The sequence below is a fragment of the Alkalispirochaeta americana genome, assembly GCF_900156105.1.
In the GTDB taxonomy this organism is placed as follows: Bacteria; Spirochaetota; Spirochaetia; order DSM-27196; family Alkalispirochaetaceae; genus Alkalispirochaeta; species Alkalispirochaeta americana.
This window is the reverse complement of record NZ_FTMS01000010.1, coordinates 94,479-120,691: the sequence shown is the minus strand read 5'-3', so window position 1 is coordinate 120,691 and position 26,213 is coordinate 94,479. Positions and strand designations below refer to the sequence as shown.

Sequence of the window (26,213 nt, the reverse complement as noted above, 5' to 3'; positions counted from 1 at the left end):
AAAAATGGGGGGAAAGGGGAAAAAGCTGAGGGGGACAAGAGGCGCCGGCCGGATTCGAACCGGCGAATGAAGGATTTGCAGTCCTCTCCCTTACCACTTGGGTACGGCGCCAAAGGTTGGCTTATCGGGACCAATCATAGTCAAACCCCGGGGCTTTGTAAAGAGGGGGCTCCGGGAAGCAGATCTTCGAAGATGCAGACAAGGCCTTGAATCTCCTGAAGGGGGCCTTCCCAAAAGCTGACGGTCTCCAGATCGGCCCCCACCCTGGAGGCAATGGCAGCAGCGCTGCAACGCCCCGTTTCTCCGAGAAGATCCCGGTACCGATCGGGGAAGGAGCGGGGGTGCTGGTGGTTTTGCCGGAAGAGAGCCAGGGCAAAGAGCTGACCAAAGGCGTAGGGATAGTTGTAGAAGGCAAGGTCGGCCCGGTAGTAATGGCTCTTCACAGCCCACATATAGGGATGGAGTTCCCGGCTGTTCAGAGCCTCGCCGTAGGTTCGCCTTTGGGCGGTGAGCATCAGTTCGTTTAGTGTTCCCGGCGAGAGTTCTCCCTCGGCCCTCCGGGCGATCAGGGCAGATTCGAACTCAAAACGGGAGAGAATATCCACGATGATCTGGGTTGCGCTCTGCAGAAACTGGTCCAGAATGAAAAGTTGCTGCCCGGGCGTTCCCTGTGATCGGGACGCCTCAAAGACCAGGTGTTCGCAAAAGAGACTGGCCGTTTCTGCCAGGATCATGGGATATCGCCGTTCGGACGAGGGAAGATCCTTCAGCACGTGCGAATGCCAGGCATGACCCAGCTCATGGGCCAGGGTGCTCAGGCTGTCCCAGGAACCGTCAAAGTTTATCAGGATGCGGCTCTCCCGGGCCAGAGGGAAGTCCATGCAGTAGGCCCCTCCCACCTTCCCCGACCGGGTTTCTGCATCGATCCAGTGTTTATCCCGGAGTTCCAGAACAAAATCGCCCAGGGCCGGATCGAAGGAGGCAAAGATCTGGCTGATCTGATCCAGAGCACCCGGGAGAGATATCCTCTGGGGAGGTGTGCCCACGGGGGCCGCCAGATCGTAAAATGAGAGGCGCTCTATCCCGAGAAAGGCGGCCTTTGCCCGCAGGTAGCGCCGGAAAAGGGGGAGAGCGGCCCTCATGGCGGTAACGAGCGATTCCAGGGATTTTCTGGAGAGGCGGTTTTGATGGAGCGAGCGCTCCAGCGTATCCTGCCAGCCCCGGCGCTGGTCCAGCGCGGAGGAGGCCCCCTTGACGCCATTCAAAGCGTACGACAGAGGCAGCTCCATCGACCTCCAGGCGTCACATTCTGCTTTCCAGGCCCGGCGGCGCAGGCCTCTGTCGGCGTCCGAGGCAAGGTTGCGAATCTCCACCATGGTCAACTCCTGCTCCCCCTCCCAGGGTACACGAAGAGAGCTGGCGATTGTCTCCTGGAGGCGGCTCCAGGCGTCGGCCCCGGGGCGAGCCAGTTCTGCCGCCAGCGATTCCTCGGTCAGAGACATCTGATGCGTCGCCAGGTCGCGTTCTTCCTGAAGGAAAAGCAGGGCCCCCTCGATCAGGGGGGATTCCCGGGCTGCCGAGGTGAGATCCCGGGATGACACCTGCGAGAGCCCCTGTCGGAAGCGCACGGTGATTTCTGCCAGGGGAACGCTTCGCTTTGTTACGGCGTTCAGGGTTCTCAGGGCCTCTTCGCCGGTGGTGGCGGTGCTGTACACGGCGTAGCAGTAATGTTCGAGCTGCTCGTAGAGATCACGCAGTGCGTTGATCCCGGTCAGGATTCCCGGAAGCTCCTGGCAAAAGAGATTTCGGGAAGTAGCATCGCTCTGCAGGGCCCGGTACTCGTGGCGTTCCAGGATCTCCCGGAGTTCGGCAAGTTTCCGGTCCAGCTCTGCCAGATCTCCCAGAAAAGCCTCCGAAGCAAGGCCGGGATAGATCGAGTGGAGCTGCCACCGGTCCTGCCCCGGGGTGGAGTCAGTAGGTCCAGTCGGCATTGGGATCTTCGTATTCCAGGATTTCCCCGGGGGAAAAAAACAGCTCGATTTCCCGGCGTGCGCTCTCGGAGCAATCCGAGGTGTGGATCACGTTTTTTCGTGTCACGGCGGCAAAGTCGCCCCGGATTGTTCCTGGAGGGGCCTCCTCTATCCGGGTTGGACCAGCCAGGGCACGGACCCGGGCAATGGCATTTTCACCGCAGACCACCATGGCCACCACGGGGCCAGAGGTAGTGTAGGATATCAGGTCCGGGAAAAAGGGCCGCTGTGAGTGCTCTGCGTAATGCCTTTCGGCGATCTCCCGGGGGATGACCATCAGTTTCAGGGCGGCCAGGGTGAGCCCCTTTTCCTCCAGTCGCTGAAGAATGATTCCTGTCAGACGGCGTTGCAAAACTCCGGGCTTCAACATTACGTAGGTCTTCTCGTATGCCATGCCCCCAGTATGGATGTTCTCCTTCAGGATTTCAACTCTTTCCATTTTTACCCTTTTCCGATTCCCGAGGGCTGTTTCCCGACGGTGCCGACCATTCGGTCTTTGTTCGGACATGATTTTTCCGGTATGATGGATGTCATGATTATCAAGTCTGCCTTGCTAACCGATCTCTACGAGCTAACCATGATGCAGGGGTATCACCACGAAGGAATGCACCGGCGGGCTGTCTTCGACATGTTTTTCCGACGACAGCCCTTTGGCGGAGGGTTTTCCGTCTTCGCCGGCTTGGCAGATCTTCTGGAGGCTCTGGAAACGATCCGCTTTTTACCGGAGGAACTGGAGTATCTCGCCGGGCTCGGACTGTTTCGCCCGGAGTTCCTCGATTATCTTGCTTCCTTCCGGTTTTCCGGTGATATCTGGGCTGTCCCCGAGGGAACGCTGGTCTTTCCCCAGGAGCCGCTGGTGCGGGTTCACGCCACCATGCTCGAGGCGCAACTTATAGAGAGCCTCCTTCTGAACGTTCTGAATTATCAGACCCTGGTGGCAACCAAGACCGCCCGGATATATCTGGCTTCCCGGGGAGGTTCGATCGCCGAGTTCGGACTCAGGCGTGCTCAGGGTCCCGACGGGGCGATGAGCGCTTCCCGGGCCGCCTATATTGGCGGAGCCTCGGCGACCAGCAACACCCTGGCGGGAATGCGTTTCGCCATTCCCGTCACCGGCACCATGGCCCACAGCTGGGTTATGGCCTTCGAAAACGAGGAAGAAGCCTTTCGGCGCTACGCTCGCCTGTATCCCGAGCAGACGGTTCTTCTTATCGACACCTACGACACCCTGGGCAGCGGAATCCGGAGCGCGATCACCGTGGGCAAGGAGCTCCAGGACCAGGGCCACCCCGTGGCGGTCCGTCTGGACAGCGGTGACATTCAGTATCTGAGCAAGGCCGTCAGGAAGAAGCTCGACCAGGCGGGGCTCGGCGACGCCCGAATTGCCGTTTCCAACGAGCTGAATGAGGAGATCATCGCCCAGCTGGTAGCCGCAGGAAGCCCCGTTGATATGTGGGGGGTGGGAACCCAGCTGGTTACGGGGGGGAGTGACTCGGCCCTCACGGGGGTGTACAAGATGGCAGCAAAGGAAGGGCCCCGGGGCACCTTTGTCCCCACAATGAAGATGAGTGACAACCCCGAGAAAAGTACCAACCCGGGAATCAAGCAGATCTATCGCTTCTACGGCCCCGACGACTACCCCCTGGCAGACCTGATCGCCGAAGAGGGAGAAGATATCCTGCCGGGCCGGGGGTATACCTTCTATCACCCCGCCGGGGACTACCGAAAGACCCGTCTGGATCGCTACGAGCGGATCGAGCCCCTTCTGACATTGCACATGCGCCAGGGGGAACGGCTCGGTTCCTCTCCGGAACTGGCCGGAATACGCCAGCGGACCATGACGAACCTGGATTGTCTCGATGAGACCTACAAACGGATCATCAACCCCCACATCTACAAGGTCTCTCTCTCGGAACAGCTGCGACGGCAAAAGGACCAGTTCTTCCGGGACCTGTGACGGGCTGCGGGGTCAGCCCGGGGAACTCGGGGTAGCCGGGGTAGCCGGGGTAGCGGCCGGGACACAAAAAACCCCGCACCGGGGAGAGCCAGGGGCCGTCGCGGTGCGGGGTGGTTGTACCGGATGGTACAGGGAGGTTACTCGATGACGATGGCGTCGGCGGGGCATTCCTCCATCGCTTCCTGGACCTGATCTTCCAGGTCAGCAGGAACATCACCGGGTTTCGCCTCGGCCAGGCCATCGTCGTTCATGATGAACACATCGGGAACCATGTTGGTGCAGATTGCACAGCTAATACACAGATCGGGATCAACTTTCGTGGTCATACGCAACTCCTTTGCACGTGTTTGTGTGCTGACTCGGGGATTATTGTGATGCAGGGATCTTAAAAAGTCAATTGCTTTTCTTCTTTGGCGGTTCTTTGGTAGAAAAACGTTAAAAAAATCACTATTTTTTTACTTGAACGTCTTCCCATCTACATTGTACCCTAGGGGCATGAAAACGTCACCACTGGATCGCTTGGTTTTAAGCGAGCACCTCCGAGAGATGCTCTGCTGTGTTGACCTGGTTTTTCCGGAAAGCCGAGACCACCTGTTGGAGCTCGCTTATCTGGAAACTGATAAAGACCTCGTAGAGGTCGCCTACGATGTTCCCGGCAAAGGGCGTGTCGTGGAGGCCACGGTTGGCCGTTGCAAAAACGGAGCCGCCGTAAACTACGTGGAGCCCTATATGCGCCGGCGGGATCCCGACGCGATGGTCATCGCCGATGATCGTCCCACGGACAAGCCCCACTGGAACAACCGCTTCAAGCAGCCCTTCGAGGAAGTCCGGCAGGAGACCTTCCGCTGGTTCCGTGAGGATGTGGGGCGCCTGATCGTGTTGCCCTTCCTCTCGGGAGACAAGAAGCGGGGGTACCCCACGCTCCTGATCGCTCCGGAGAACGCGGGATTCTTCGTGGCCGGTCTGGCCGACCTGCAGGGATTTTTCACTGCCGATGAGATCCCTGAAAACTTCGAGCCCCGGGCAGTGATTTATCTGGCACCTCCTTTCCGGCACACCCACTTCGACGGAAAGCAGGTGGTGGTTCATAACCGTCTGCCGGGAATGCACGAGCTTTTTGCCTACAATCTCTATCCCGGTCCCAGCGCAAAGAAGGGTGTCTACGGAATCCTTCTGAGCATTGGCGAGGAAGAGGATTGGGTAACCCTCCACAGCTCGGCCGTTCGGGTGGTCACCCCCTACGACAATGAGTTCGTGATCATGCACGAAGGTGCCAGCGGCGGTGGAAAGAGCGAGATGACCCAGCAGCTTCACCGGGAACCGGATGGCCGGATTCGTCTCGCCCACAACACCATAACCGGCGATGATATCTACTTCGAGCTCCTTGATCCGTGTGAGCTGGAGCCTGTCACTGATGATATGGCCCTGGCCCATCCCTCGATCCAGACCAGCACCACGGGACGCCTCATGATTGAGGATGCCGAGGCAGGGTGGTTTCTCCGGGTGGATCACCTCAATGAGTACGGCAAAGAGCCGGCCATTGAGAAGCTCTGTATTAATCCGCCGGAGCCCCTGATCTTCCTGAACCTCGAGGGAAAGCCCGGTTCCACCATTCTGCCTTGGGAGCATATCCAGGACGAACCCGGAAAGCCCTGTCCCAACCCGCGGGTGATCATGCCCCGTCACTTTATCGACAAAGTGGTGGACGATCCGGTTGCCGTGGACGTGAGGAGTTTCGGTGTTCGGACGCCTCCCTCAACCAAGAAGAACCCCAACTACGGTATCATCGGCATGATGCATATCCTGCCGCCGGCCCTGGCATGGCTCTGGCGCCTGGTGGCTCCCCGGGGACACGCCAACCCCAGTATCGTTACCACCGAGGGGCTCACCAGCGAAGGTGTAGGATCCTACTGGCCCTTTGCCACGGGGAAAAAGGTGACCCAGGCAAATCTCCTGCTCAAAGTGACGCAGGAAACGCCCGGTACCCCCTATGTGCTTATCCCGAACCAGTATATCGGTGCCTACAAGGTGGGCTTCCAGCCCGAGTGGATTTTGCGGGAGTACATGGCTCGCCGGGGATCGGTGAAGTTCCGGCCCGAGCAGCTTATCGAGTCCCGCTGTCCTCTTCTGGGATACAGCATGGAACGGCTCAAGGTTGCCGGACAGCTCATGCCTGCAGGATTGCTCCACGTTCACGAGCAGCCCGAGGTGGGAATCAAGGGATACGACGCCGGTCAGAAGATCCTTGCGGATTTCTTCAAGAAAGAAGTCTCGCAGTTCCTCACGGACGATCTTGATCCCCTGGGACGAAAGATCATCGATGTCTGTATGAATGACGGGACTCTGCAGGACTATATCAAGGTTTTCAATTCCTAAAGTTCCTGCCCCTGTGTCTTCGGTTCCCGGGATTCCCCGGGAACTCTTCTGCAAGGGTTCGAAGCCCGTCGGGCCGATCGTAGCGGCTTCTGCGCAACGATCGGCCGGGGTTTCGGCCTTTCATCGGGGTCTTGCTATCGTTCGCCGGTCTTTTTGATGAGGTGATAGCCGAATTGCGTCCGTACTACGCCGGAGATCTTCCCGGTGCGCAATTTGATCACCGCCTCCTCGAAGGGCTTTACCATCTTCCCCGGGCCGAACCATCCCAGATCTCCACCCTTTGATTTACTGGGGCAGGTTGAATGCTCCTTTGCCAGGGCCTCGAAGCGGGCTCCGCTCTTGATCCGTTTCAGGATTTGTTCTGCCAGAGCTTTCTCTTTTACCAGAATATGACTTGCTTTCCATTCCATGGGGGGAGTATAGCCTTTTTCCCCGGGTTTCGGAATAAACGGTGCCGTCCTCTGAGGTGTTTCAGGTGCCGCGCAGGTCTACGCAGAGCAGGCAGTGCTGACCCTGGGCGGAGCGAAACTTCTGGGTGATGGTCCTGCAGAGGTTTCCTGTGGCCAGGGATATATAGGGTTTTGTCACGTACCGGTCCTGGTCCAGGGCGTGGAGGCCAAAGACATACTCCTTGTTGCTGTGGTCGGTTCCTTTCTCGCAGAGGGAGAAGAGGGGATTGCCCTGTTTTGATGCGAGGTTTGATGGCGCGTTTGCGCAAGCTCCTGAGTGTCCGTCGCGTTTCCCCTTCGTGATATCTGGTTCGGCAGCTTCGTTGCCGGGAGTCACCATCTCGGTGATCTGGATTCCCGTGTCGGTGGTGATGTAGACGGCATCGATCGTTTCCCGCGCGCGAGCCCACTTTTCAAGATACGGCTCCATGCGCGACGCACCGATTTTTTTCAGGTTTTCCAGGAGGTGATCTATCTCTCCCGAGATAGCCAGGTCGGACTGACGGGCTTTCCGGAGGTCTGCGGCCAGGGTCTCCTGAAGCTGTGCCAACAGAGGCGGGAGTTTCTCCGATCCCTGGGCGATCAGCGCGGCGATGCCCGGCCGGGGGCGCCCCAGAAGAAACCCCTGGGCGAGTTGCACGCCCTCCCGGGCGCAGAAGGCCAGGTCCTGGATCGTCTCGATCCCCTCGGCAAGGCTGAGAGCCCCCATAGTCTGGGCCAGATACCCCACAGAGCGGAGGATTGCCTGCTTTAGCGGATCCTGATGAACGCCCTTGACGATGGAGCGGTCGATCTTGATGATCTGGGGTTGCACCAGGGCGACCCGTTCGAGGTTGGAGTTCTTTGTCCCGAAATCGTCCAGGGTGATCAGGAATCCTTCCTGGCGGTTGCGGGTAACAAAGTCAAGCAGTTCTTTTGGCGTGTCCACCGACGATTCCACGATATCCAGGGCCACGTTGCGGGGATCAAGGCCCGCCCTTTTGACGGTGGAGAGAATCGCCTCGGGGTCCATATCTCCCCGGTTCAGAAGATGGGCCGAGAAGTTCAGGAAAAGAAGAAGGTCCTCTCTGGTCGAAGAGGCTTCTTCCACGAAGGCCTTGATGGAGACCCTGTGAGCAGAATTCTCAAGTTCCAGGAGGCAGCCCATCTGGCGGGCTCTCTCAAAGACGATTCCTGGAGCCAGAAGCGCTCCGTCGCGTGTGACGGGCCGCAGAAGTGCCTCGCACCCCACGATCCGGGCGGTGCGGAGGTTAACGACCGGTTGAAAGTAGGCGGAGAGCCGGTCCACCTGCAGGCTCTCCAGGAGCTCCTCCAGGCAGAAATTCATGCCAGAGGCTCCGATGCACCCGAGGAGAGACTTCGGCCAAGGGCCTCCATAAAGGCAAGGTCGTTGAGGACCTTCTGGCGACTGTAACGGGGAGGTGTTCCTTCCCGGAGATTCCGGAGGATCTCCTGCCACATGGTCGTGCTCTCGCACTGCCACGAGAAGGGAAGGAGCGATTCCGTTCCGTCCTGGGGGGATCGGATATGGAGTTCCTTATCGCGCACTACCAGGGCTCCCTTGGTGCCGTGAATCACGAAGTGATCACCCAGTTTTCCGAGGCAACTGGAGTGGATCATGGTCCCCTGGATATCCCCGGGGTAGATCGCCGAAAAGGTGAGCAGGTCGATCTCGCCGAAATCCGGCCGGAGCGAGCGTCCCCGGGCGAAGACCTCCCGGGGAGGACCGAACAGTTCCTGGAAGAGGGCTACTTCGTGGATGCCGCCGTCAAAGAAGTTGCCCAGGGGAAAATCAGGGGTCTGGCGCCAGGATGTGCTTCCGTAGCCGCCGGTCAGGTCCTCGTCGGCGGCAATCCTGCCGTGGAGAACCCGCTCAAAACTGACGGGGGTGCCGATCTCGCCTTCTTTCAGAAGAGTTTTGACTTCCGGAATAAGGGCCTTATAGAGGTACTGCTCCAGGACGATCAGCGTGGCGGCGCTCCCTTCCCTGAGATGCATCTCTTCCTCGATACGGTAGAGATTCTGCGCTTCGGCCAGGGACCGTGCGAGAGGTTTTTCCACGATGACCTGTTTTCCTGCCTCCAGGGCCGCCTGTGCAAAGGCGGCGTTCAGACTGATCGGAGTGAGGATGATAACCGCCTCCACCTCGGGGTCCCCGATCAGCTCCCGGGCATCGCTGTAGATTGTTGCATCGGGGTAGGCCTGGCGGGCCCGTTTCTGGTTTTCCCTGGAGCGGGCTGCCACGGCTGCAACGTGAATCTCGTCGTGCAGTTCCGAGAGTATCCTGCGGTGGGTCTTCTCCCATATCAGCCCCGGACCGATAATTCCAGAATGTATCATACCTTTATCATAACCCAAATTTTGCTTTCTTGCCAAAGCGAGGTCTCGGGTGTAGCCTGTATGTATGAATCAACCAGAAACTATTCGTGCCATTGTTGCTCAGTCTGTGGAGCAACACGCAGATCTGGTGGCTTTCCGGATGACCGGGACCACCGGTCACACCTACCGGGAGATGGGAAGAGCTATCGCCGGGGTTCAGCAGGAGCTGGCCCGCCTGGGGGTGGCCAAAGGGGACAGGGTTGCCCTGCTGAGCGAGAGCCAGGTGGGGTGGCCGGCAGCGTATCTCGGGATTACCTCCTGGGCTGCCGTGGTGGTGCCCATTCTCACGGAGTTCACCGTGGAGGATGTGCAGGGAATCCTGGAACACTCGGGCAGCCGCATCCTGATTATTTCCAGACGGCACCAGGAACGGTGCGGGGATAACCTTGATGCCTTGGGCCTGACAGTGCTGATTCTGGAAGACCTGATGGATCAGGTTCTTGCAGGAGATGCGACGATTCCCGACCAGTACCCTCAGGAGTTGGATGCTACCGACACAGCGGCGATCATCTATACTTCGGGGACAACGGGCCACTCCAAGGGTGTCGAACTCTCGCATCGCAACATTTGTTCCAACGTTTTTGGTTCCAACGGCTTTGCCGCAGGGGGGATAAAACCCGGCGACCGCATGCTCTCGTTGCTTCCCCTGGCCCATACCTACGAGTGCACCCTGGGAATGATCCTGCCCTTCACCATGGGCGGCGTGGTGACCTACCTGGATCGGCCCGCTTCTCCCACGGTTCTCATGAGCGCTCTCAAGGAAGTTCGGCCCGATCTGATGCTGGCCGTGCCCCTGCTCATCGAGAAGATGGTCCGGGCCCGGATCATGCCCAAGCTCAACAAGCCCCTGGTACGGGCTATCCGGATGGTTCCCGGTGTGAACCGGATCATCTACCGCGCCGCAGGAAAGAAACTTCTGGCCGCTTTTGGCGGAGAGCTTCGTTTCTTCGGGATCGGAGGGGCTCCTCTGACGGCCGACGTGGAGGACGTGCTCTTTCGCATGGGGTTTCCCTACGCGATCGGCTACGGTCTCACCGAGACAGCGCCGCTTCTGGCTGGAACCAGCCCCGGCGCGAACACCCGCCGCTCCACGGGCGTGAATGTTCCCGGTGTCGAAATTCGCATCCAGGATGGGGAAATCCAGGTTCGCGGTCCCAACGTGATGAAGGGGTATTATCGCGATCCCGAACAGACCGCCCAGGTCTTTACCGAAGACGGCTGGTTTCGCACGGGCGATCTGGGAACCTTTGACGCTCAGGGACGGCTTTACGTTCAGGGCCGAAAAAAATCCGTTATCGTCGGTGCCAGCGGTGAAAATATTTATCCCGAAGCGATTGAATCCCTGATCAATCAGTTTAAGGGTGTAATGGAGTCTTTGGTGGTCGAACGAAGCGGGCGTCTTATCGCCCGGGTCCTTCTGGATTACGAACAACTAACGGAGCAAATGTCGGAACAGATGAAGGGCCACGCCGAGAACACCTCGGCCTACCTGGAGGATATCCGCCGTCAGGTAAACGCCCGACTCAGCTCGTTTTCCCGTCTCACCGAGATGATCGAGCAGCGGGAGCCCTTTGAAAAGACCCCGACCTTCAAGATCAAGCGCTACATGTATCAGTGAGCGTACAGCCGTGGCGGTGTGGAAGAGGGTGGCAGCGCGGAAGGTGATCGGCGGGTCCCTTCTTCTGCGGGTGTTCCTGGTGGGGGTGATGGCCGCTATGGCCACCGCCGCCTTCGGGGCCGGGGCTCCCGAGGCCGTTCCCGGCCGGGATGTTCTGGCGATCGCCGTCAGGGCTGAGCCGGAATCGCTGGACCCGGTGAAGGCCAGCTCATCCTCGGCGATCTCTGTGGTGGAGCATCTGGTGGAGGGTCTGGTTGTCCTGGAGGAGGGGCTTCCAGGCACGGCCCCGTCCCTGGTGCCAGGTCTTGCCGAGCGCTGGGAGAGTAACCGGGATTCCACTGTCTGGACCTTTCATATTCGCCGGGGTGTCACCTTTCACGACGGAACCCCCCTTGATGCCCGGGCGGTTCAGGCAAATCTGGAGCGCTCCCGGGATGCCCGGACTGGTGCAGCGGGAGCGACCCTCCTGGAAGACCTGGAGTCGATCGAGGTGGTCGGTTCTCATACGGTGCGGATAAGGCTTGCGCGTCCCTGCGCCCCCTTTCCCGCCCACCTGGCCCACCCTTCCCTGGGAATTGTAAGCCCTTCCCAATTTCGGCAGCTGGCTCCCGGAGAGAGCCTTTCCCTGCCCGCAGGAACCGGACCCTACGTGGTGGACCACTGGGCCAGGGGCGAGCAGATCACCCTGGCGATAAACCCAAGGTACCGGGGGCCGTCTCCCCTGATTTCCCGTCTCGTTTTTACCTTTCTGCCCCAGGCTTCGGCGCGAATAGCTGCTCTTGAAAACGGCGATATTGATGTGGCCCTGGAAATTCCTCCCGGGGCTGCGGAAACCCTCGAGACACTCTCCGGGATCACTGTGGTGCGTCAGAGCACGGTCCGTACCATCTATATCGGCCTGAACACGCGCCGCGGCCCTCTCGACCGACCCCTGGTTCGGCAGGCTTTGAACCATGCCATTCACAGGGATCGTATCCTGGAGCTTCTTCAGGGGGAGGCTATCGTCGCCGACGGGCCCCTGGCTCCGGCCGTCTTTGGCTACGCTCCGGTGGCCTCGTACGACTACGATCCGTCCCGGGCCCGGCAGCTACTGGCCCGGGCAGGCTTTCCCGAAGGGTTCGATATGGTGCTCTACCATCCCCGGGGCCGATACCCTCGGGACGTTGCGGTGGCCGAAGCGGTGCAGGACATGCTCCTTGATGTGGGTGTTCGGCTTCGTCTTGAAAGCCACCCCTGGCCCCGACTTCTGGATCTCACGGCGCTCCCGGCCGACCAGGCGGGATACGACGCCTATCTGATGGGGCAGGACGTTATTACCCTCGATGGAGACTGGGGGCTTTTTCGGCAGTTCCATAGTGAACAGGCCCCCCCGGGGGGGGATAATCGGGGCTTCTACTCCAATCCTGTGGTGGACGACCTCCTTTCCCGGGGCCGGGCAGAGGTGGACCCGCTGGCCCGGCGCGAGATCTACGCCGAGGTTATCCAGGAGATCCGGGACGACGCACCCTGGATTGTTCTCTACCACCAGGGGCAGATCAAGGCGGTTCGCTCGGAGATCCGGGGCCTCTCGTTACATCCCCTGGGGTATCTCAGGACCGGCCAGGCCCGTTTCATCGATTCCGGGATCGACTGAACGGTCGACCGGGGCAACCGAGTCGCCCGAGCCAAGCGCAGATGTTCGAAAAACAGTCGGTCTTGCGCTATAGTGTAAGATATCCGAGTCTGATACCGGAGGCGTTGTGACGTGGTTATCGAAAGAACCCCGCAAGGGGGGGGCGCAGGATTTTCCGGCTGCCTCAATACAACAACAAATTGATGCCCTCCTGAACCTGTATCTCCTCCTGGGCGTTGTATTTCTTCTCCTGGCGGGAATTCTCCACGCCCTGGCGGCCTTTCTGCACGGCCTCGATCGGCAAACTTTTGTCATGTTGTGGGCCGATCTCCTGGCTGTTCTGCTCCTTGCCGGGGGGCTAACCTTCCGGAAGGTCCTGGGAACCCTGCTGAAGCTTGCCCTGATCATTCTGGTAGTTACTCCCATCGCCACGCTTTCCTTTGTGTTTAACGGGCTCCTGGGAAGCGGCACCATTTTGCTCTGCTCGGTGATCATGATTGTGGTGGTCACTGTGCGGCCCCGGGCAGCCCTGGTTGCCGTGGGAGGAATGCTTCTGGTCTTTCCCCTTCTGGCCCTCCTCGTTTTTCTGGGGGTTGTCTCCTACACTCCCCAGGCCGCCATGAGGGTGAACAGCCCCCTGACCTGGATCTTCCACGGGATCATCATGACCGGCTTTGCCTGCGTCAGCGGGATCACGGTGAACACCTTCAGGTCGGGATTGCTCCGGCACATCCATGAACTGGACCGGTCCAAGGGGCGTATCGAGCGTCTTGCCTTCTACGATTCCCTCACGGGTTTGCCCAACCGGCATCGCTTCGAGGAATATCTCCAGGAGCGGCTCTCCGGGCCAGGGGTGCAGGGGTTCGTGGTGCTGCTTGATATCAAGGCCTTCCGGGTGATCAACGCCATGTTCGGAAACGATCGGGGGGATCAGGTGCTGCGCACCGTGGCAGAACTCCTTCAAAAGGAGGAGACCTATCCCCAGTACTACGCACGGATTGGAGGGGATGAGTTTGCCCTCTGGATCGAGGGGGCCGACGAGGAGGATCTGCAACGGGAGTTCAGCCGCTTTTGTGCCGCCACCGATCGGGCCTTTCCAGCGGCCCGTCACGGGCACCGCATCGCCTACTACTGCGGTGTTTCCTCCTATCCCGGGGACGGTGACAGTCTTGAGGTCTGCTGGCGCCGTGCAAGCATCGCCCTGCGCTGGGCGAAGGAGCACCTGCGGGAGGGGCTCGTCTTTTTTGCTCCCGAGATGCTCGCCGGGGCCGACGAGACGCTGCGCCTTCAGAACTTGCTGGAGCGGGCGATCCAGCAGGAGGAGTTTCGCATCGCCTACCAGCCCAAGGTGGATGTCCACTCCGGAAAAATCCTGGGCGTGGAGGCCCTGGCCCGGTGGGATTCTCCCGAGTTGGGATCGGTTTCTCCGAACATCTTTATTCCGGCTATCCTCAGGGCTCACCTGACCATACCCTTCAGCCGCCTGATTTTCAGGATGATTCTCGATCAGATGCCCGAGATCGAAAAACACTACGGCCCAAAAACGCCCGTGGCAATCAACGCCTCGGCACACTTCTTTGGAATGGCCGGGTTCAGCGAGTACGTGATCGATGCCATAAGGCGCGCTGGTGTGGACCCGTCGCAGATTATCTTCGAGATCACCGAGGATGTGCTCATCGAGGATATGCCCTTGATGCAGCAGGTGCTGGGCGAACTTACCCGTTTTGGTGTGGGAGTCTCCCTTGACGATTTCGGGACGGGCTTCTCCTCGCTCTACTGTATCCATTCCCTGGCGTTCACCGAGCTGAAGATTGACCGCTCCTTTGTGGAGCATATCTGCAACGACGAGAAAAGCTTCAAGCTTTTCCATCTGATTTGTTCCGTGGCGACCCTCTATGGCCTTACCATCGTGGCCGAAGGCGTGGAGACGCAGGAGCAGGCGGACAAGCTGAAGGAGACCTTTTGTACCATCGCCCAGGGGTTCCATTACGCCCGGCCGGAGATCCTCTGCCCCGAACCTGGTCAGCTGCTCCGGCGGCCTGGCCAGGCTCCTGCGCTGGATCTGTCCTTCACTCCTGATCGGTCTGCCAATCGGGATCGGTCTGCTCCCCCGCTATCGGAAGAGACATCGTCCTGAGGATATTTGCCGGACGTTACCTCTGGTGCCGCAGGAGGCAGGCGTAGCGTCCGTTTTGTGCTGCAAGCTCTTGGTGGGTGCCTTCCTCGACGATCTTTCCCTGATGCATCACCAGAATCCGATCGGCTGTGCGGATCGTCGCCAGGCGGTGGGCTATGACAAAGGTGGTCCTGCCCCGGCGGAGCCGTTCCAGGGCTTTGTGGACAAGTTGTTCGGTTCGGATATCCAGGTAGGCGCCGGCCTCGTCCAGAATCAGCACCGTGGGGTCCCTGATAAGGGCCCTTGCAAAGGCAACAATCTGACGCTGGCCGATGGAGAGGTTGTTTCCCCGTTCTCCCACCTGGGTGTGGATTCCCTCGGGTAAAGACTGGATCATCTCCTGGACTCCCATATCCTGAAAAACCTGATGGATTCGCTCTTCCGGGGCACGGGGTTCTCCGAACCGAACGTTTTCGGCGATGGTCCCCGAAAAAATTCCGGCGTCTTGCATGACCAGAGCTATTCGGGAGCGGAACCACTGCTGGGGAAGGGTTCTCAGATCCTGGTGATCCACCAGAACGCTTCCCCGAAGCGGATCGTAGAAGCGGCACAGGAGGTTCATGATGGTGCTTTTCCCCGCACCGGTGGCACCCACCACGGCCAGGGTCTCTCCGGGCCGGGCGGTAAAGGAGATATCCTGGACAACGTAGTCTTCCCCCTCGTAGGCAAACCAGACATTCCGGAAAGATACCTCGCCCCGGATGGAACGGGAGGGGGAAAAATCTTCGGAAAGATCCTCGTCTGAGACCTGGAGGGTCTCGTCCATAAGCGAAAAGATTCGCTCGGCCGATGCCATGGCCCGGCTCATCTGGTTCAGCATATTGCTGATTTTCTGGAGTGGCTGGAAGAACCGGTTAATGTAGACCAGAAAAGCTGCAATTACGCCCAGAGAGATTGCCTCGCGGTGAAGAAGTATTCCCCCGCCCAGAAGAACCAGCGCTGTTCCGGTGAGGCCCAGGGTGACCACGCTCTGCCAGAAGAGGGCGTTCAGGGGGTAGAAGGTTCGTGCTTCTTCGTAATATTCCTGATTGATCCGGGCAAAGTTTCTGATGTTCTCGTCTTCCCTGGCAAAGGTGCGGATGACCTTGATTCCCGAGATGGATTCGTTCAGGAAGGCGTTCACGACCGAGAGAGTGTGCTGGATTCGGCGTCCCCGTTTGATCAGTTGCTCCTGAAGGCCAAAGACCAGAAGGCAGAACAGGGGAAGGGTGATCACCAGAACCAGGCTCAGCCGAAGATCGAGGATCATCATGGCGGCGATCAAACCGACCAGGGTGAGGACATCAACCACCACCGTATCGAGGCCGGCCCGGAGGAGCTCTTCCAGGACCTGGATATCGTTGGTGACGCGGCTCATGATCTGTCCTGCCTGGTGGGTGTCGTAAAAGCGGAAGGAGAGATACTGGAGGCCTGTAACCAGATCTTTTCTGAGCGATGAAAGCAGGCCGTAGCCGATTTTCATCATGAGTATTCCCTGGTAGCGGTTGCTCCAGTAGAGAACCGCCAGAAGTGCTGCCAGAAAAGTCAGAAGTTTTGCCAGGCCCCGGAGGTCTCCCGGGACAATATAACGGTCGATACCGATTTGCAGGAGAAGAGGGATCGTCACGGTGCATCCCACGGCGATGATCGCCAGGGTGTACATCAGCACCAGGCTGCGGGTATAGCCTCTCAGGTATCCCAGGAGACGTCTCAGGATGGTCCAGTCAAAACCCCGGGAAACTTCCTCCCGGGGCAACGGGATCTGGCGGGTGCTCCCTTTGTTCAGCATGTCTCAGACCTCCTGTTTCTCGTAGATTGTCCGGTAGAGGCTGTTCTGCTCCAGCAAAACCTCGTGGGAGTCCATGGCCTGAACTGTTCCCTTGTCCAGCACGATGATTCGGTCTGCCAGGGCCAGGGAACTAACCCGTTGGGCAATAATGATTGTGGTGCGCCCTGCCATGAGGGTGTGAAGCTGTTGCTGGATACGTCGTTCTGTGACCGCATCAAGGCTGGAGGTGGAATCATCCAGGATGAGGATCTGGGGATCCTGGAGGAGCGTCCGGGCGATGGCGATCCGCTGCCGCTGTCCGCCCGAGAGCCCCGTTCCGTACTCTCCCACGGTGGTGTGGTATCCCTGGGGAAGAGTCATGATAAAATCATGGATCTGGGCGTAGCGGGCCACTTGCTGAATCTCCTGATCCGATGCATCGGGGCGGGCAAAGGCGATATTGTCCCGTATGGTGGCGGAGAAGAGAAAGGTTTCCTGCAGGACCGTTCCGATCCGGGACCGCAGGTAGGGGAGATCCCAGTTCTCGATGTTCTCCCCGTCGATCAGGATCGATCCTGCCGTGGGTGGGTAGAACCGGGGAATCAGGGATATAAGCGTGCTTTTCCCTGCTCCGGTGAGGCCGAAGAGGGCCACTCGTTCCCCCGGATCGATCTCGAAAGAGACATCCTTGAGCACGGGCGTATCGGGATGGTAGTGAAATCCCACGCCCTGGAACGATATGGCTCCCCTGATGGGAGTGCGGCATTGCCCGGTGTTCCGCTGGTGCTGGTCGGGGCTTGTCAGGATTTGCCGGACCCGGTGGGCCGCGCTGGCGGCCTGATTTACCAGAGCGGTGTTGAAGGCCAGAATCCGCAAGGGAAAGGCCATGACCGAGAGATAGGTAATAAAGGCCAGAAGTGTTCCCAGGGACATATCGCCGGAGATGACCCGGAACCCTCCCAGGGCCAGCACGATCAGGGCTCCCGCGCCGTCGGTGATCAGGAGGATCGGGTTCAGGTACGCCTGGAGAAGGGAAGCCTCCAGATCCCGTTGGAGCATTCGCTTGTTTTGCCGGTCAAAGCGTTTTATTTCCTCTTCTTCCAGGGCAAAGGCCTTTACGATCCGTATTCCTGTGATGTTTTCCTGAATGTGTGTGTTCAGGCGTCCCATCTCGCGTTGCTGGGCTGCTCCGGCGGAGCGCATCTTTCGGCTGTAGTGAATGATCGCCGCGATGAAAAGAGGAATCGCCGTGTAGACCGCCAGGGCAAGGCGCCAGTCCTGCAGAAGCATGAGAGCGAAGATTGTTGCCGAGATCAGAGTTATGCGCAGGCGATGCTCGAGGCCGAAGGCGATGAAGTTCCGGATAAGCTGAATGTCCCAGGTTGCCCGAGACATGAGGTCGCCTGTTCGGGCCTGATCGTAGAAGGCTGTTTCCAGGTGCTGGAGCTTTTCGTAGAGGCTGTTTCGCAGATCCCGCACCACCGCCTCGGCGGTGAACCAGAAGGTTCGGATCATCAGATGAACCGCTATTCCCCGCAGGATGGCGATAGCAAGGAGGCCTCCCGAGAGCGCTGTCAGGCGTCGGAGCATTCCCGGCTCCTGCAGGGAAGGATAGATATGATCTGTGGCATAGGCGATGATTGCGGGCACGATATAGGCAAAGCCGTCCACCAGAATCATCGCTCCGAAGGCCGCCGCCAGGTGGGCCCGGTAGGGACGGAGAAAGGGCCAGAGGATTTTCAGGGTTGATCGCAGTGCGTTGTCATGGTCCATCGCCGTAGTATAGGCTGGATCGCTATGGTGTCCCAACCGTTTCTGCGGGATGAACCGTTTCTACGGGATCAAGTGATAACCTGCATCGGCAACAAACGGGCCTTGCTTCCCCTCATAGATCAAGCGGTACAGGAGATCCTCTGCCGCCTTGGCCGCCCCTCTCTGGCCGGAGCTGATCTTTTTTCCGGGTCGGGGATCGTGGCCCGGTATCTCAAGAAGGTCTGTCATCGTCTGATCGCCAACGATCTGGAGCATTACAGCGAAGTCATCAACCGGTGCTACCTGACGAACAGGAGCGATCTCGACGAGAGCCTCCTGAACGAACGGTATCGCGAGCTGACGAGCCAGCTCGCGGCAGACGAGCGAAGGGGCTTGCTGAGGGAAGGGTTCATCGCCCGGAACTACGCTCCTGCGGACGACGAGAATATTCGGGCCGGTGAGCGGGTGTTTTACACGCGCCGCAACGCCTGTTTTCTCGATACGGCCCGGTATTACATTGAGGGCCTCGAGAAAGAGCTCCAGCCCTTTTTCCTGGGCCCCCTCCTGGCGGCCGCCTCGGTTCACGCAAATACAGCCGGAGTCTTCAAGGGCTTCTACAAGGACAAACGAACCGGCCTGGGGCGGTTCGGGGGAGCAGGCGAGGACGCCTTGACGCGAATCCGGGGGGATATTCAGCTGCGGTATCCCTGCTTTTCTCCCTGGGAAGGATCCTGGAGTGTGTTTCGTGAAGATGCAAACGACCTTGCTCCACGTCTGGCGCAGGAGGATGTTCTTGATCTGGTCTATCTGGACCCTCCCTACAATCAGCATCCCTATGGTTCGAACTATTTCATGCTGAATCTGATTGCCCGGTACCAGGAGCCCCGGGAGGTGAGTCCCGTCTCGGGGATACCTCCCGACTGGAACCGTTCGGACTACAATAGCCGGCGCAGGGTTGCCGGGGCTTTCGAGGAACTTCTCCGGTCTCTGAGAACACGCTTTATCCTGGTCTCTTTCAATAGCGAGGGCTTTCTTTCGCGAGAGGATATTCTCGGGGTGCTTCAGGAACTGGGATCGGTGGACCTCTTCGAGACGCCCTATGCGGTCTTTCGGGGAAGCCGCAATCTTCGCAGCCGACCAGGCAGGGTCAAGGAGTTTCTCTTTCTTCTGGATTGCCGTTCCAGCCTTCCCGATTGCCCGTCCCGAGGGATGGTTCGTGGTTTGAACACGAAAGACCTTGCCTGTGGTGGGGGTTGCGGGTGATACTCTCCTTCTGATGGCTTACACGAAGAAACTTGCAGCTACCTACTCGATTGTAGCGGTCGATCGGGAAACGCGAACCATGGGGGCCGCCGTTCAGTCCCACTATTTTTCTGTGGGTTCCGTGGTTCCCTGGGCACGGCCCGGAGTGGGGGTGGTGGTCACCCAGTCCGTGGTAAATGCTGATTTTGGCCCTCTGGGGCTGGCCCTGCTTGAGCGGGGGCTTGCTCCTCCGGCGGTGTTGGCCATGCTCCTGGTGGGCGACGAGCACCCCCAGGTGCGTCAGGTGGCGGTGATTTCTCCTTCGGGAGAAAGCGCTTCCCACACCGGAGAGTGTTGTATCGCCCGGGCGGGGCACCTGCGGGAGCCCTTCCTCTCGGTTCAGGCGAATATGATGGACCGGCCCGGGGTGCCCGAGGCGATGGCCCGGGCCTACAGGGAGTCCCGGGGTGCCCTGGCAGAACGGATGTTTGCGGCCCTTCAGGCGGCGGAGCTTGCAGGAGGAGACCTGCGAGGACGCCAGTCGGCAGCGATGGTGGTCGTTTCCCTGGATCGGGTTGCTTCGGTTCGGGAGGGAACGATCCTGGATCTTCGCGTGGAGGATTCCCGGGAGCCTCTGGAGGAGCTGAATCGGCTGATTAGCCTCCACGGGGCCTACGCTGCCGCCGAAAAGGGTGATGATGCCCTGGCCCGGGGAGATATGGCCGGTGCCGAAACAGCCTACGCAGAGGCTCGACGAAAAGCCCCGGATAACCGGGAGCTGCAATTCTGGGAGGCCTTGAGCAGGGCCGCAGCGGGTGATATCCCGGCCGGGCGCAGGGCCTTGCAGGATTTGGGGCGGGATGATCCCCGCTGGATTGAGCTGGCAGGACGGCTTGCTGTCACCGGTCTGATAGGACTGGATGCGGCGGGCTGGGCGACGCTTCTGGAACAGTAAACCTGGAACAGTAAACAAAGAACAGTCAACAAGGGAGTTTGGTATGAAAAGTAATGCAGGAAACGGAGCGGTTCGTGCCGCAGGCCGTTTGCACATGGCTGGTTCTGCAGCGGTTCTGGTGCTGTTGCTTCTGGTGCTGCTCTCCGATCTTTCGGGGGCTGGTTTGTTCCTTCGCCGAAGCGTCTTCCCCCTGGGGGTGATCGTGCTGGGCGGCTGGGCGTTCCGCTTCAGGCAGCTTATGGTGAGTCTTGGCCAGGCCGTTGATCAGGGCGGGCAGGGGGAGCTTGCCGATGTAGTTTCCCGGGTTGCTGAATCTGCCCTGGCCAGCGAGGGCGCAGGGCGGAAACTGGCGTTCCAGGTGGGAGACACCCTGGCTGCCACGGCGCGGATATCCTCCCGCAGTTCCGATGGAAAGGCCCGGGTCCTTCGCCTGTCCCGGCAAGTTGAGGAGGGTGCTGCGGCAGTTGAGGAGATCCAGGCCTCTGTGGAGAGCCTTGCCCGGCGAATCGGAGATCAGCGCGCTGCCGTGGAGCAGAGCGTCTCGGCTGTGACCGAGATGTCTTCCTCGATCGAAAGCGTGGCCCAGGTGGCTGAAAAAAAACGGGAAGCCGCCGACCAGCTCCTGGATACCACCGAGGAGGGGCGCCGGGCTGTGACGACCACGGGAACGATCATCGGCGAGGTGGTGGAGCGGGTGGGGGCGGTCCACCAGATGATCGACGTGATCAACGATATCGCTGCCAGGACAAACCTCCTTGCCATGAACGCCGCCATTGAGGCTGCCCACGCCGGTTCCTCGGGCCGGGGTTTTGCCGTTGTTGCAGCAGAGATCCGCAAACTCGCCGAGGGGACTGCTGCAAACGCCCGTCACATCTCGGATAATCTGGCGACCCTGGGAAAAAAAATAGAAGACGCCCAGAGTGCCGGGACAGCGATCGACAGCTCCTTCGGACGGATCGACAGCGAGGCCCGGGAGGTCTCCCTGGCTTTCCGGGAGATCGGAGCGGCTACTGCGGAGCTGTCCACAGGGACCAGGGAGGTTATCTCGGCGGCAGAATCTCTCCAGACGATTTCCCGGGAAATATCTTCGAGCGCCGAGGAAATGCGTGTGGGCGCCCGGGAGGTTACCCGGGTGATCACCGATACCCGGTCGGCCGCCCAGGATACGGTGGTGATGATCAACGAAGTGGGGGAGGCCTCCACGGATGTTACGGAATCGACGGAACGAATCTCTGCTCTCAGCATGGATAACAACAGCCAGATCGACAACCTGATTCAGGTGCTTCAGGGATATCAAACGGGGGCTGATCAGGTTGAGGCTGAAGCACGCAAGCGTTTGCAGATGGCGTCGATCATGCTGAAGCATATGTCCTGGGTTGCCCGGGTCAGGATGGTTCTGGACGGGCGTATCTCGATTGCCCCTGAGGAGTTGCGCGATCACACCGCCTGCGAGCTTGGCAAGTGGCTGGCCCGGGACGGCAAAACAGCAATTACTTCTCCCAAAACGTTTCAGCGCCTCGATGAGACCCATCGCCGGTTGCACGGACTCGTGGCCGAGCTGGTGCGCCCCGATGATTCCCTCGATCCGTCGGAACGGGAAGCTTCCTTTCAGGAGCTTCTGGCTGCTTCCCACGTGATAACGGAGATTCTCACTTCGACCTATACGTCCTCAGCGGTAGAGTGGACTCCCGCCGTGGCTGTCCAGGTGCAAACCTTTGACAACCATCATAAAAAGCTTTTTTCCCTGATTAACAAGCTCTATAAGGCCCTCCAAGACGGAGCCGGCGAGACGGTGCTCCGCGCTGTTTTTGATGAACTGATTGAGTACGCGGGGTATCATTTTTCCGCCGAAGAGGCAGCTCTGGAGCACTTCGCATACCCGCAGTGTGCGAAGCACAAGGAAGAGCATGCCCTCCTGGTGTCTCGGGTAAAAGAGCTCCGGGCTGATCTCGAGAAGGGGAAACCCCTGGTGGCGGTCGAGGTGATGGAGTTCCTGCGGGACTGGATCACAAACCACATCAAAAAGTGCGACAAGCTGTATAGTGCGTTCCTTGCCGACAAGGATGTGGTGGGGTTTTTGCGCGATTCAGGCCGTGAGAAATAAGGCGATTCCGTAGATCAGGTAGAGCCCCAGGAGGATCGCCCCTTCCGGGCGCTCTATCTGGCCGAGAGCCCCTTTTCCGGGGCTGGCGCCGCTGTGGCCGGTGCTTTTCCTTCCCGTAAAGACGAACAGGAAAAGCAGGCCCGTCGAGAGAAGATGGACCCCGTGGTCCAGGGGACGAGGTACCGCTTCAACGGGTGTCACCAGAGCGGTGGCGCCGATTACCAGAAGGACGTTGAAGATATTGGATCCCACGGCGTTGCCGATCGCCAAATCTGGGACCCCTCGGCGAAGAGCTGCTATTCCCGTGGCAAGTTCGGGCAGAGAGGTGCCGATTGCTACAATCGAGGCAGCGATGATGTATTCGGGGAGACCCATCAGGCGGGCTGTCCCGGTTGCTCCCAGGACCACTCCCCGGCCACCGACTGTCAGAAGAGTCAACCCCCCCGCCAGAATCAGGGTGGCCCCCAGCCAGGAGGTTTTCTCTCGGGGGCAGGAGCTCTCCGGATCAGAGATGGAGTGTTGCCCCTCCAGAAGAGGTTCCCGGGATCGCCGGGAAAGAATCCCCACGTAGACAAGAAACCCCCCGAAGAGCAGCAGCAAGACCACCCCCTCGCCACGGCGAATGATGCCGTCGGCGGTGACGATCAGGAGCAATAAGGCCGAGACGATCGCCAGGGGGATCTCGGCCCAGGTGGTGGATCGCCCTACGGGAAGATTCCGGCAGAGAGCGAGCACGCCCAGGAGGCCGGCAATATTGAAGATATTGCTCCCCAGGATATTCCCCAGGGCGATTTGGGAGCTTCCCGTGAGGGCGGCCGAGAGGTTTATCACCAGTTCCGGTGCCGACGTTCCAAAGGCAAGAATTGTGAGGCCCACCACCAGGGGCGGTATCCCCAGCCCCCGGGCGATCCCCTCGGCGCCGCGCACGACCAGCTCGGCCCCCCCGAGAAGGGGGCCAAAGGCCAGGGCCAGTACCAGAGGGTACATTACAGGGGCGATAAAACAGCCCCCTGGGGAGAAGTCCGGGGGAGGCAGACCCGGTTTCGGCCCTCTTCCTTTGCCAGGTAGAGGGCTCCATCGGCGTCGCGCAGAAGTGCATCGGCAATGAGCGCCGCGTCGCCGGGACGAAGGGGCATCTCCGTGGTTCCCGAACGGGGTTGAGCCAGGAGCCCCGCCACGCCTGCGCTAAGGGTGATCTTGAGGGAGCCTGCACGGGTCTCCAGGGGTGTCTCGGCTGTGGCGGCCCGAAGTTTTTCCGCCAGGTTCACGGCTGCTGCAGGAGGGGTATCAGGGAGGAGGATGAGAAACTCCTCACCGCCCCAGCGGCAGAGGATATCCGATCGGCGGGTATTGGCACGAAGAACGTCGGCAAAGCCGCAAAGAACCTCGTCCCCTACCTGGTGACCCCAGGTGTCATTGATCCGCTTGAAGTGATCCAGATCGATCACAACGATCGCCAGGGATGTCTGATAGCGGAGGTAACGGTGTATCTCGTGGGTCAGCGCCTCGTTCCCCCGACGGCGGTTATGCAGTTCTGTCAGCTCGTCTCGTCCGGCCAGAACAAAGAGATGATCCTTTTCCCGGGCCTGGGACTCGAGCCCTCGGCGGAGCTTTCCCAGGTCTCTCTGGATGCCTCTGACCGCCAAGGCCGATGAAAGGCCGTGACTCGCCAGGAACCCTGTCATCCCCGCCAGGGAGAGCACGCCAGGATCGGCTCCGGTGAAGGCGGGGCCGCCTCCCAGAATCAGAACGAGGCTTCCCAGGGCAAGTGCTGTTATCCAGGTGCTCTTGTCGGTATCGCCCCACTGGAGGCGGCGGACCAGGAACCATGCCCCCCCCAGGATACTCGCCAGGGCGCTTCCGTAGAACCCGGCCACAAGGGCCAGTCTCAGCGCTGTCGGGAGGAGAGGGGGTTCTCCCGAGACCGGGGCCAGAAGGTGTAGCAGGATTGTCAGGGCAAACGAGGCGAAGAGGAGGTGCTCCTGTTTGTCCTGGCGGAGCTGAAAGAGCAGGAGGTGATGAAACCCGGCCAGGAGCGGAGCACTCAGGAGCAGGAGGCCCCAGCAACTCCGGGTGAAAGAAGCGTTGCCGTACACGGCGGTGGCTGCCGCAAGAAGGGTGGCTGCCGCAAGAAGGGCGGTGCCACCCAGAAGAAAAACCGCTCCCGCAAGACGCCCCGGAGGGCGGAGCGAGAGAGGTGATCTGCAGGGTGCAGGCTGGGGCTTTTCTTTCACAGGTCCCCCTTGAAAAGGTCTCAAGGATAGTATGGATTCGACTAAAGAGTGAAGGCCTCTCAAATTTCTGACGGGGGCCTCCTTATCGGCTTGACCGGAGGGGGCTGTGGCGTCACCATAGAGCCATGATTCTTGCTCTGGTTGTGGCTCTTGCCCAGATTCTGGGCGTTCTCTCTTCAATCTCGGCCCTTCTTACGGCGCGCACCTCCCAGGGAGCAATCGCCTGGATCGTCTCGTTAAACACCTTTCCCTATCTGGCGGTTCCCCTCTACTGGATTTTCGGACGCTCCCGCTTCAAGGGGTATGTGGATTCCCGAAAGGCGGTGGATCACCAGTTTCGCGACCATCAGGATCGTCTTATGGCACTCCTGACCCTGCTCAAGTCCCGGCGCTACCAGCACGATACCCTGGGAGGAAGAATCCTGGCAGTTGAGAGAATTGCTGAACTCCCCTTTACGGGTGGTAATGCCGTGGAGCTGCTTGAGAACGGTGAGGAAGGATTCTGCCGAATGTTTGAGGCTATTCGCCGGGCCGAACGTTACGTGCTGGTGCAGTTTTATATCGTCCGGGCCGACAGGATCGGGCAGGAGTTGAAGAACCTTCTGCTTGATCGTGCCGCTGCCGGAGTCAAGGTCTTTTTTCTCTACGACGAGATCGGTTCCTACAAACTGCCGGGCCGGTATCTGCGGGATCTCCGGGAAGGAGGCGTTCGGGTAACAACCTTCTCCTCTACCCGGGGCAAAAGAAACCGCTTCCAGATCAACTTCCGGAATCACCGGAAGGTTTTGGTGGTGGACGGCCATGTGGGGTATGTGGGCGGTCTCAACGTAGGCGACGAATACCTCGGCAGGGACCCCCGGTTTGGTCCCTGGAGGGATACACACCTGGAGATCGCCGGACCGGCCGTGGTAGGGCTGCAGCTACCCTTTGTCGAGGACTGGCACTGGGCTACGGGAGAGCATCTGGAGCTGGAGTGGGGGACGGTGATGGAGCGTACCTATCCCCAGGGACACAACGTCCTGGTGGTCCCCTCGGGCCCGGCCGACGAGTTTCCCACGGCGGGGCTCATGGTGCAGCACGCAATCCACTCGGCTCAGCGGGTGCTCTGGATCGCCAGCCCCTACTTTGTTCCCGACGAGGGCGTCCAGGATGCGCTGAAGCTGGCTGTGTTGCGGGGCGTGGATGTCCGGATTCTTATTCCTGACCGCCCCGATCATATGCTGGTATTTTTTTCGGCCTTTGCTTTTCTGGGGCCCATGCTCGAGGCGGGTGTTCGGGTCTACCGCTACCTGCCGGGGTTTCTTCACCAGAAGGTCTTTCTCGTGGACGATCAGGTGGTGGGAATCGGCACGGTGAATCTCGATAACCGGTCCTTCCGGTTGAACTTCGAGATTACCGCCATTGTGCTGGGCAAGCGTTTTGCCGGCCGGGTCCGGGGGATGCTTCTGGCTGATTTTTCCCGATCTCGCGAGATGATCCCCGAGGACGTGAGCAAAATGCCCCTCCGGCTCCGCCTGGCGTCGCGGGTGTCCTATCTGTTTGCACCGATCCAGTGAGTTCCACCGATCCAGTGAGTTCCTCC

19 protein-coding genes and 1 tRNA gene are annotated in these 26,213 nt (G+C 59.7%); 9 read left to right on the top strand and 11 right to left on the bottom strand.

Annotated elements, in window-relative coordinates:
- Positions 1-39 precede the first annotated feature (39 nt).
- The 3 genes from BW950_RS08910 to ndk form a co-directional block, all read right to left on the bottom strand.
- A tRNA-Cys gene (locus BW950_RS08910) sits at positions 40-111 on the bottom strand.
- Positions 112-140: 29 nt separating this feature from the next.
- Positions 141-1,991, bottom strand: a complete 1,851-nt coding sequence (locus BW950_RS08905) for a M3 family oligoendopeptidase (protein ID WP_076488937.1) — start codon at positions 1,989-1,991, stop codon at positions 141-143.
- On the bottom strand, positions 1,972-2,469 hold the full coding sequence (gene ndk, locus BW950_RS08900) for a nucleoside-diphosphate kinase (protein ID WP_499697538.1): 498 nt from the start codon (positions 2,467-2,469) through the stop codon (positions 1,972-1,974). Before ndk ends, BW950_RS08905 begins: the two co-directional genes overlap by 20 nt.
- 81 nt (positions 2,470-2,550) lie before the next feature.
- Between ndk and BW950_RS08895 the strand changes: the two genes are divergently transcribed.
- Positions 2,551-3,987: a nicotinate phosphoribosyltransferase gene (locus tag BW950_RS08895; RefSeq protein WP_083943886.1), complete on the top strand. Its 1,437-nt coding sequence runs from the start codon at positions 2,551-2,553 to the stop codon at positions 3,985-3,987.
- 137 nt (positions 3,988-4,124) lie between these two features.
- Here BW950_RS08895 and BW950_RS08890 read toward each other — a convergent pair whose 3' ends face one another.
- The gene (locus tag BW950_RS08890) at positions 4,125-4,313 is read right to left on the bottom strand and encodes a ferredoxin (RefSeq protein ID WP_018527599.1); all 189 of its coding nucleotides are present in this window, start codon (positions 4,311-4,313) and stop codon (positions 4,125-4,127) included.
- Positions 4,314-4,482: 169 nt separating this feature from the next.
- Between BW950_RS08890 and BW950_RS08885 the strand changes: the two genes are divergently transcribed.
- Complete coding sequence (locus BW950_RS08885; protein WP_076488935.1) at positions 4,483-6,363, top strand: DUF4914 family protein; 1,881 nt, start codon at positions 4,483-4,485, stop codon at positions 6,361-6,363.
- Between the two features lie 134 nt (positions 6,364-6,497).
- On the opposite strand, the gene BW950_RS08880 is transcribed toward BW950_RS08885, so the two are convergent.
- The 3 genes from BW950_RS08880 to BW950_RS08870 form a co-directional block, all read right to left on the bottom strand.
- Positions 6,498-6,773: a peptidylprolyl isomerase gene (locus tag BW950_RS08880; protein ID WP_076488934.1), complete on the bottom strand. Its 276-nt coding sequence runs from the start codon at positions 6,771-6,773 to the stop codon at positions 6,498-6,500.
- Between the two features lie 61 nt (positions 6,774-6,834).
- Positions 6,835-8,139 (bottom strand): EAL domain-containing protein, encoded by a 1,305-nt coding sequence (locus BW950_RS08875; protein WP_076488933.1) that lies wholly within the window; start codon positions 8,137-8,139, stop codon positions 6,835-6,837.
- A complete protein-coding gene (locus BW950_RS08870; RefSeq protein WP_076488932.1) occupies positions 8,136-9,152 on the bottom strand; it encodes a Gfo/Idh/MocA family protein in 1,017 nt (338 codons plus the stop codon). The genes BW950_RS08875 and BW950_RS08870 overlap by 4 nt, the downstream gene beginning before the upstream one ends.
- 64 nt (positions 9,153-9,216) lie before the next feature.
- On the opposite strand from BW950_RS08870, the gene BW950_RS08865 reads away from it, so the two are divergent.
- The 3 genes from BW950_RS08865 (at position 9,217) to BW950_RS08855 (ending at position 14,558) form a co-directional block, all read left to right on the top strand.
- Positions 9,217-10,809 (top strand): AMP-binding protein, encoded by a 1,593-nt coding sequence (locus BW950_RS08865; RefSeq protein ID WP_076488931.1) that lies wholly within the window; start codon positions 9,217-9,219, stop codon positions 10,807-10,809.
- 10 nt (positions 10,810-10,819) lie between these two features.
- Positions 10,820-12,442 (top strand): ABC transporter substrate-binding protein, encoded by a 1,623-nt coding sequence (locus BW950_RS08860; RefSeq protein ID WP_143559185.1) that lies wholly within the window; start codon positions 10,820-10,822, stop codon positions 12,440-12,442.
- A 106-nt stretch (positions 12,443-12,548) separates the two neighbouring features.
- Positions 12,549-14,558 carry a putative bifunctional diguanylate cyclase/phosphodiesterase gene (locus BW950_RS08855; protein WP_076488930.1) on the top strand — a complete coding sequence of 670 codons (2,010 nt, stop codon included), beginning with the start codon at positions 12,549-12,551 and terminating at the stop codon, positions 14,556-14,558.
- A gap of 16 nt (positions 14,559-14,574) precedes the next feature.
- Here the strand turns inward: BW950_RS08855 and BW950_RS08850 are convergent, their stop codons facing one another.
- Together BW950_RS08850 and BW950_RS08845 are read right to left on the bottom strand one after the other, a co-directional pair.
- Positions 14,575-16,365: an ABC transporter ATP-binding protein gene (locus tag BW950_RS08850; RefSeq protein ID WP_076488929.1), complete on the bottom strand. Its 1,791-nt coding sequence runs from the start codon at positions 16,363-16,365 to the stop codon at positions 14,575-14,577.
- Positions 16,366-16,368: 3 nt separating this feature from the next.
- Positions 16,369-18,153: an ABC transporter ATP-binding protein gene (locus BW950_RS08845; RefSeq protein ID WP_143559184.1), complete on the bottom strand. Its 1,785-nt coding sequence runs from the start codon at positions 18,151-18,153 to the stop codon at positions 16,369-16,371.
- On the opposite strand from BW950_RS08845, the gene BW950_RS08840 reads away from it, so the two are divergent.
- From BW950_RS08840 to BW950_RS08830, 3 genes are read left to right on the top strand one after another with little or no spacing between them, the layout of a single operon-like run.
- Entirely contained in the window at positions 18,142-19,359 is a 1,218-nt protein-coding gene (locus BW950_RS08840; protein ID WP_234969071.1) for a DNA adenine methylase, read from the top strand. The two genes, BW950_RS08845 and BW950_RS08840, sit on opposite strands and share 12 nt — an antisense overlap.
- A 13-nt stretch (positions 19,360-19,372) precedes the next feature.
- A complete protein-coding gene (locus BW950_RS08835) occupies positions 19,373-20,293 on the top strand; it encodes a DUF1028 domain-containing protein (RefSeq protein ID WP_076488971.1) in 921 nt (306 codons plus the stop codon).
- Positions 20,294-20,336: 43 nt separating this feature from the next.
- Complete coding sequence (locus BW950_RS08830) at positions 20,337-22,397, top strand: bacteriohemerythrin (protein WP_159438767.1); 2,061 nt, start codon at positions 20,337-20,339, stop codon at positions 22,395-22,397.
- Here BW950_RS08830 and BW950_RS08825 read toward each other — a convergent pair.
- Together BW950_RS08825 and BW950_RS08820 are read right to left on the bottom strand one after the other, a co-directional pair.
- Entirely contained in the window at positions 22,380-23,384 is a 1,005-nt protein-coding gene (locus BW950_RS08825) for a calcium/sodium antiporter (RefSeq protein WP_076488927.1), read from the bottom strand. The two genes, BW950_RS08830 and BW950_RS08825, sit on opposite strands and share 18 nt — an antisense overlap.
- Positions 23,384-24,631, bottom strand: a complete 1,248-nt coding sequence (locus tag BW950_RS08820) for a GGDEF domain-containing protein (protein ID WP_076488926.1) — start codon at positions 24,629-24,631, stop codon at positions 23,384-23,386. The genes BW950_RS08825 and BW950_RS08820 overlap by 1 nt, the downstream gene beginning before the upstream one ends.
- Positions 24,632-24,756: 125 nt before the next feature.
- Here BW950_RS08820 and cls point away from each other — a divergent pair, with 125 nt between their 5' ends.
- Positions 24,757-26,187 (top strand): cardiolipin synthase, encoded by a 1,431-nt coding sequence (gene cls, locus BW950_RS08815; RefSeq protein WP_076488925.1) that lies wholly within the window; start codon positions 24,757-24,759, stop codon positions 26,185-26,187.
- Positions 26,188-26,213: the final 26 nt, after the last annotated feature.

Coding starts and splice junctions, on each gene's coding strand:
- BW950_RS08885 (WP_076488935.1), top strand. CDS start 4,483: ATGAAAACGTCACCACTGGATCGCTTGGTTTTAAGCGAGCACCTCCGA.
- BW950_RS08830 (WP_159438767.1), top strand. CDS start 20,337: ATGAAAAGTAATGCAGGAAACGGAGCGGTTCGTGCCGCAGGCCGTTTG.
- BW950_RS08895 (WP_083943886.1), top strand. CDS start 2,551: ATGATGGATGTCATGATTATCAAGTCTGCCTTGCTAACCGATCTCTAC.
- cls (WP_076488925.1), top strand. CDS start 24,757: ATGATTCTTGCTCTGGTTGTGGCTCTTGCCCAGATTCTGGGCGTTCTC.
- BW950_RS08870 (WP_076488932.1), bottom strand. CDS start 9,152: ATGATACATTCTGGAATTATCGGTCCGGGGCTGATATGGGAGAAGACC.
- BW950_RS08865 (WP_076488931.1), top strand. CDS start 9,217: ATGAATCAACCAGAAACTATTCGTGCCATTGTTGCTCAGTCTGTGGAG.
- BW950_RS08880 (WP_076488934.1), bottom strand. CDS start 6,773: ATGGAATGGAAAGCAAGTCATATTCTGGTAAAAGAGAAAGCTCTGGCA.
- BW950_RS08875 (WP_076488933.1), bottom strand. CDS start 8,139: ATGAATTTCTGCCTGGAGGAGCTCCTGGAGAGCCTGCAGGTGGACCGG.
- BW950_RS08835 (WP_076488971.1), top strand. CDS start 19,373: ATGGCTTACACGAAGAAACTTGCAGCTACCTACTCGATTGTAGCGGTC.
- BW950_RS08825 (WP_076488927.1), bottom strand. CDS start 23,384: ATGTACCCTCTGGTACTGGCCCTGGCCTTTGGCCCCCTTCTCGGGGGG.
- BW950_RS08850 (WP_076488929.1), bottom strand. CDS start 16,365: ATGCTGAACAAAGGGAGCACCCGCCAGATCCCGTTGCCCCGGGAGGAA.
- BW950_RS08890 (WP_018527599.1), bottom strand. CDS start 4,313: ATGACCACGAAAGTTGATCCCGATCTGTGTATTAGCTGTGCAATCTGC.
- ndk (WP_499697538.1), bottom strand. CDS start 2,469: ATGGAAAGAGTTGAAATCCTGAAGGAGAACATCCATACTGGGGGCATG.
- BW950_RS08905 (WP_076488937.1), bottom strand. CDS start 1,991: ATGCCGACTGGACCTACTGACTCCACCCCGGGGCAGGACCGGTGGCAG.
- BW950_RS08840 (WP_234969071.1), top strand. CDS start 18,142: ATGGTGTCCCAACCGTTTCTGCGGGATGAACCGTTTCTACGGGATCAA.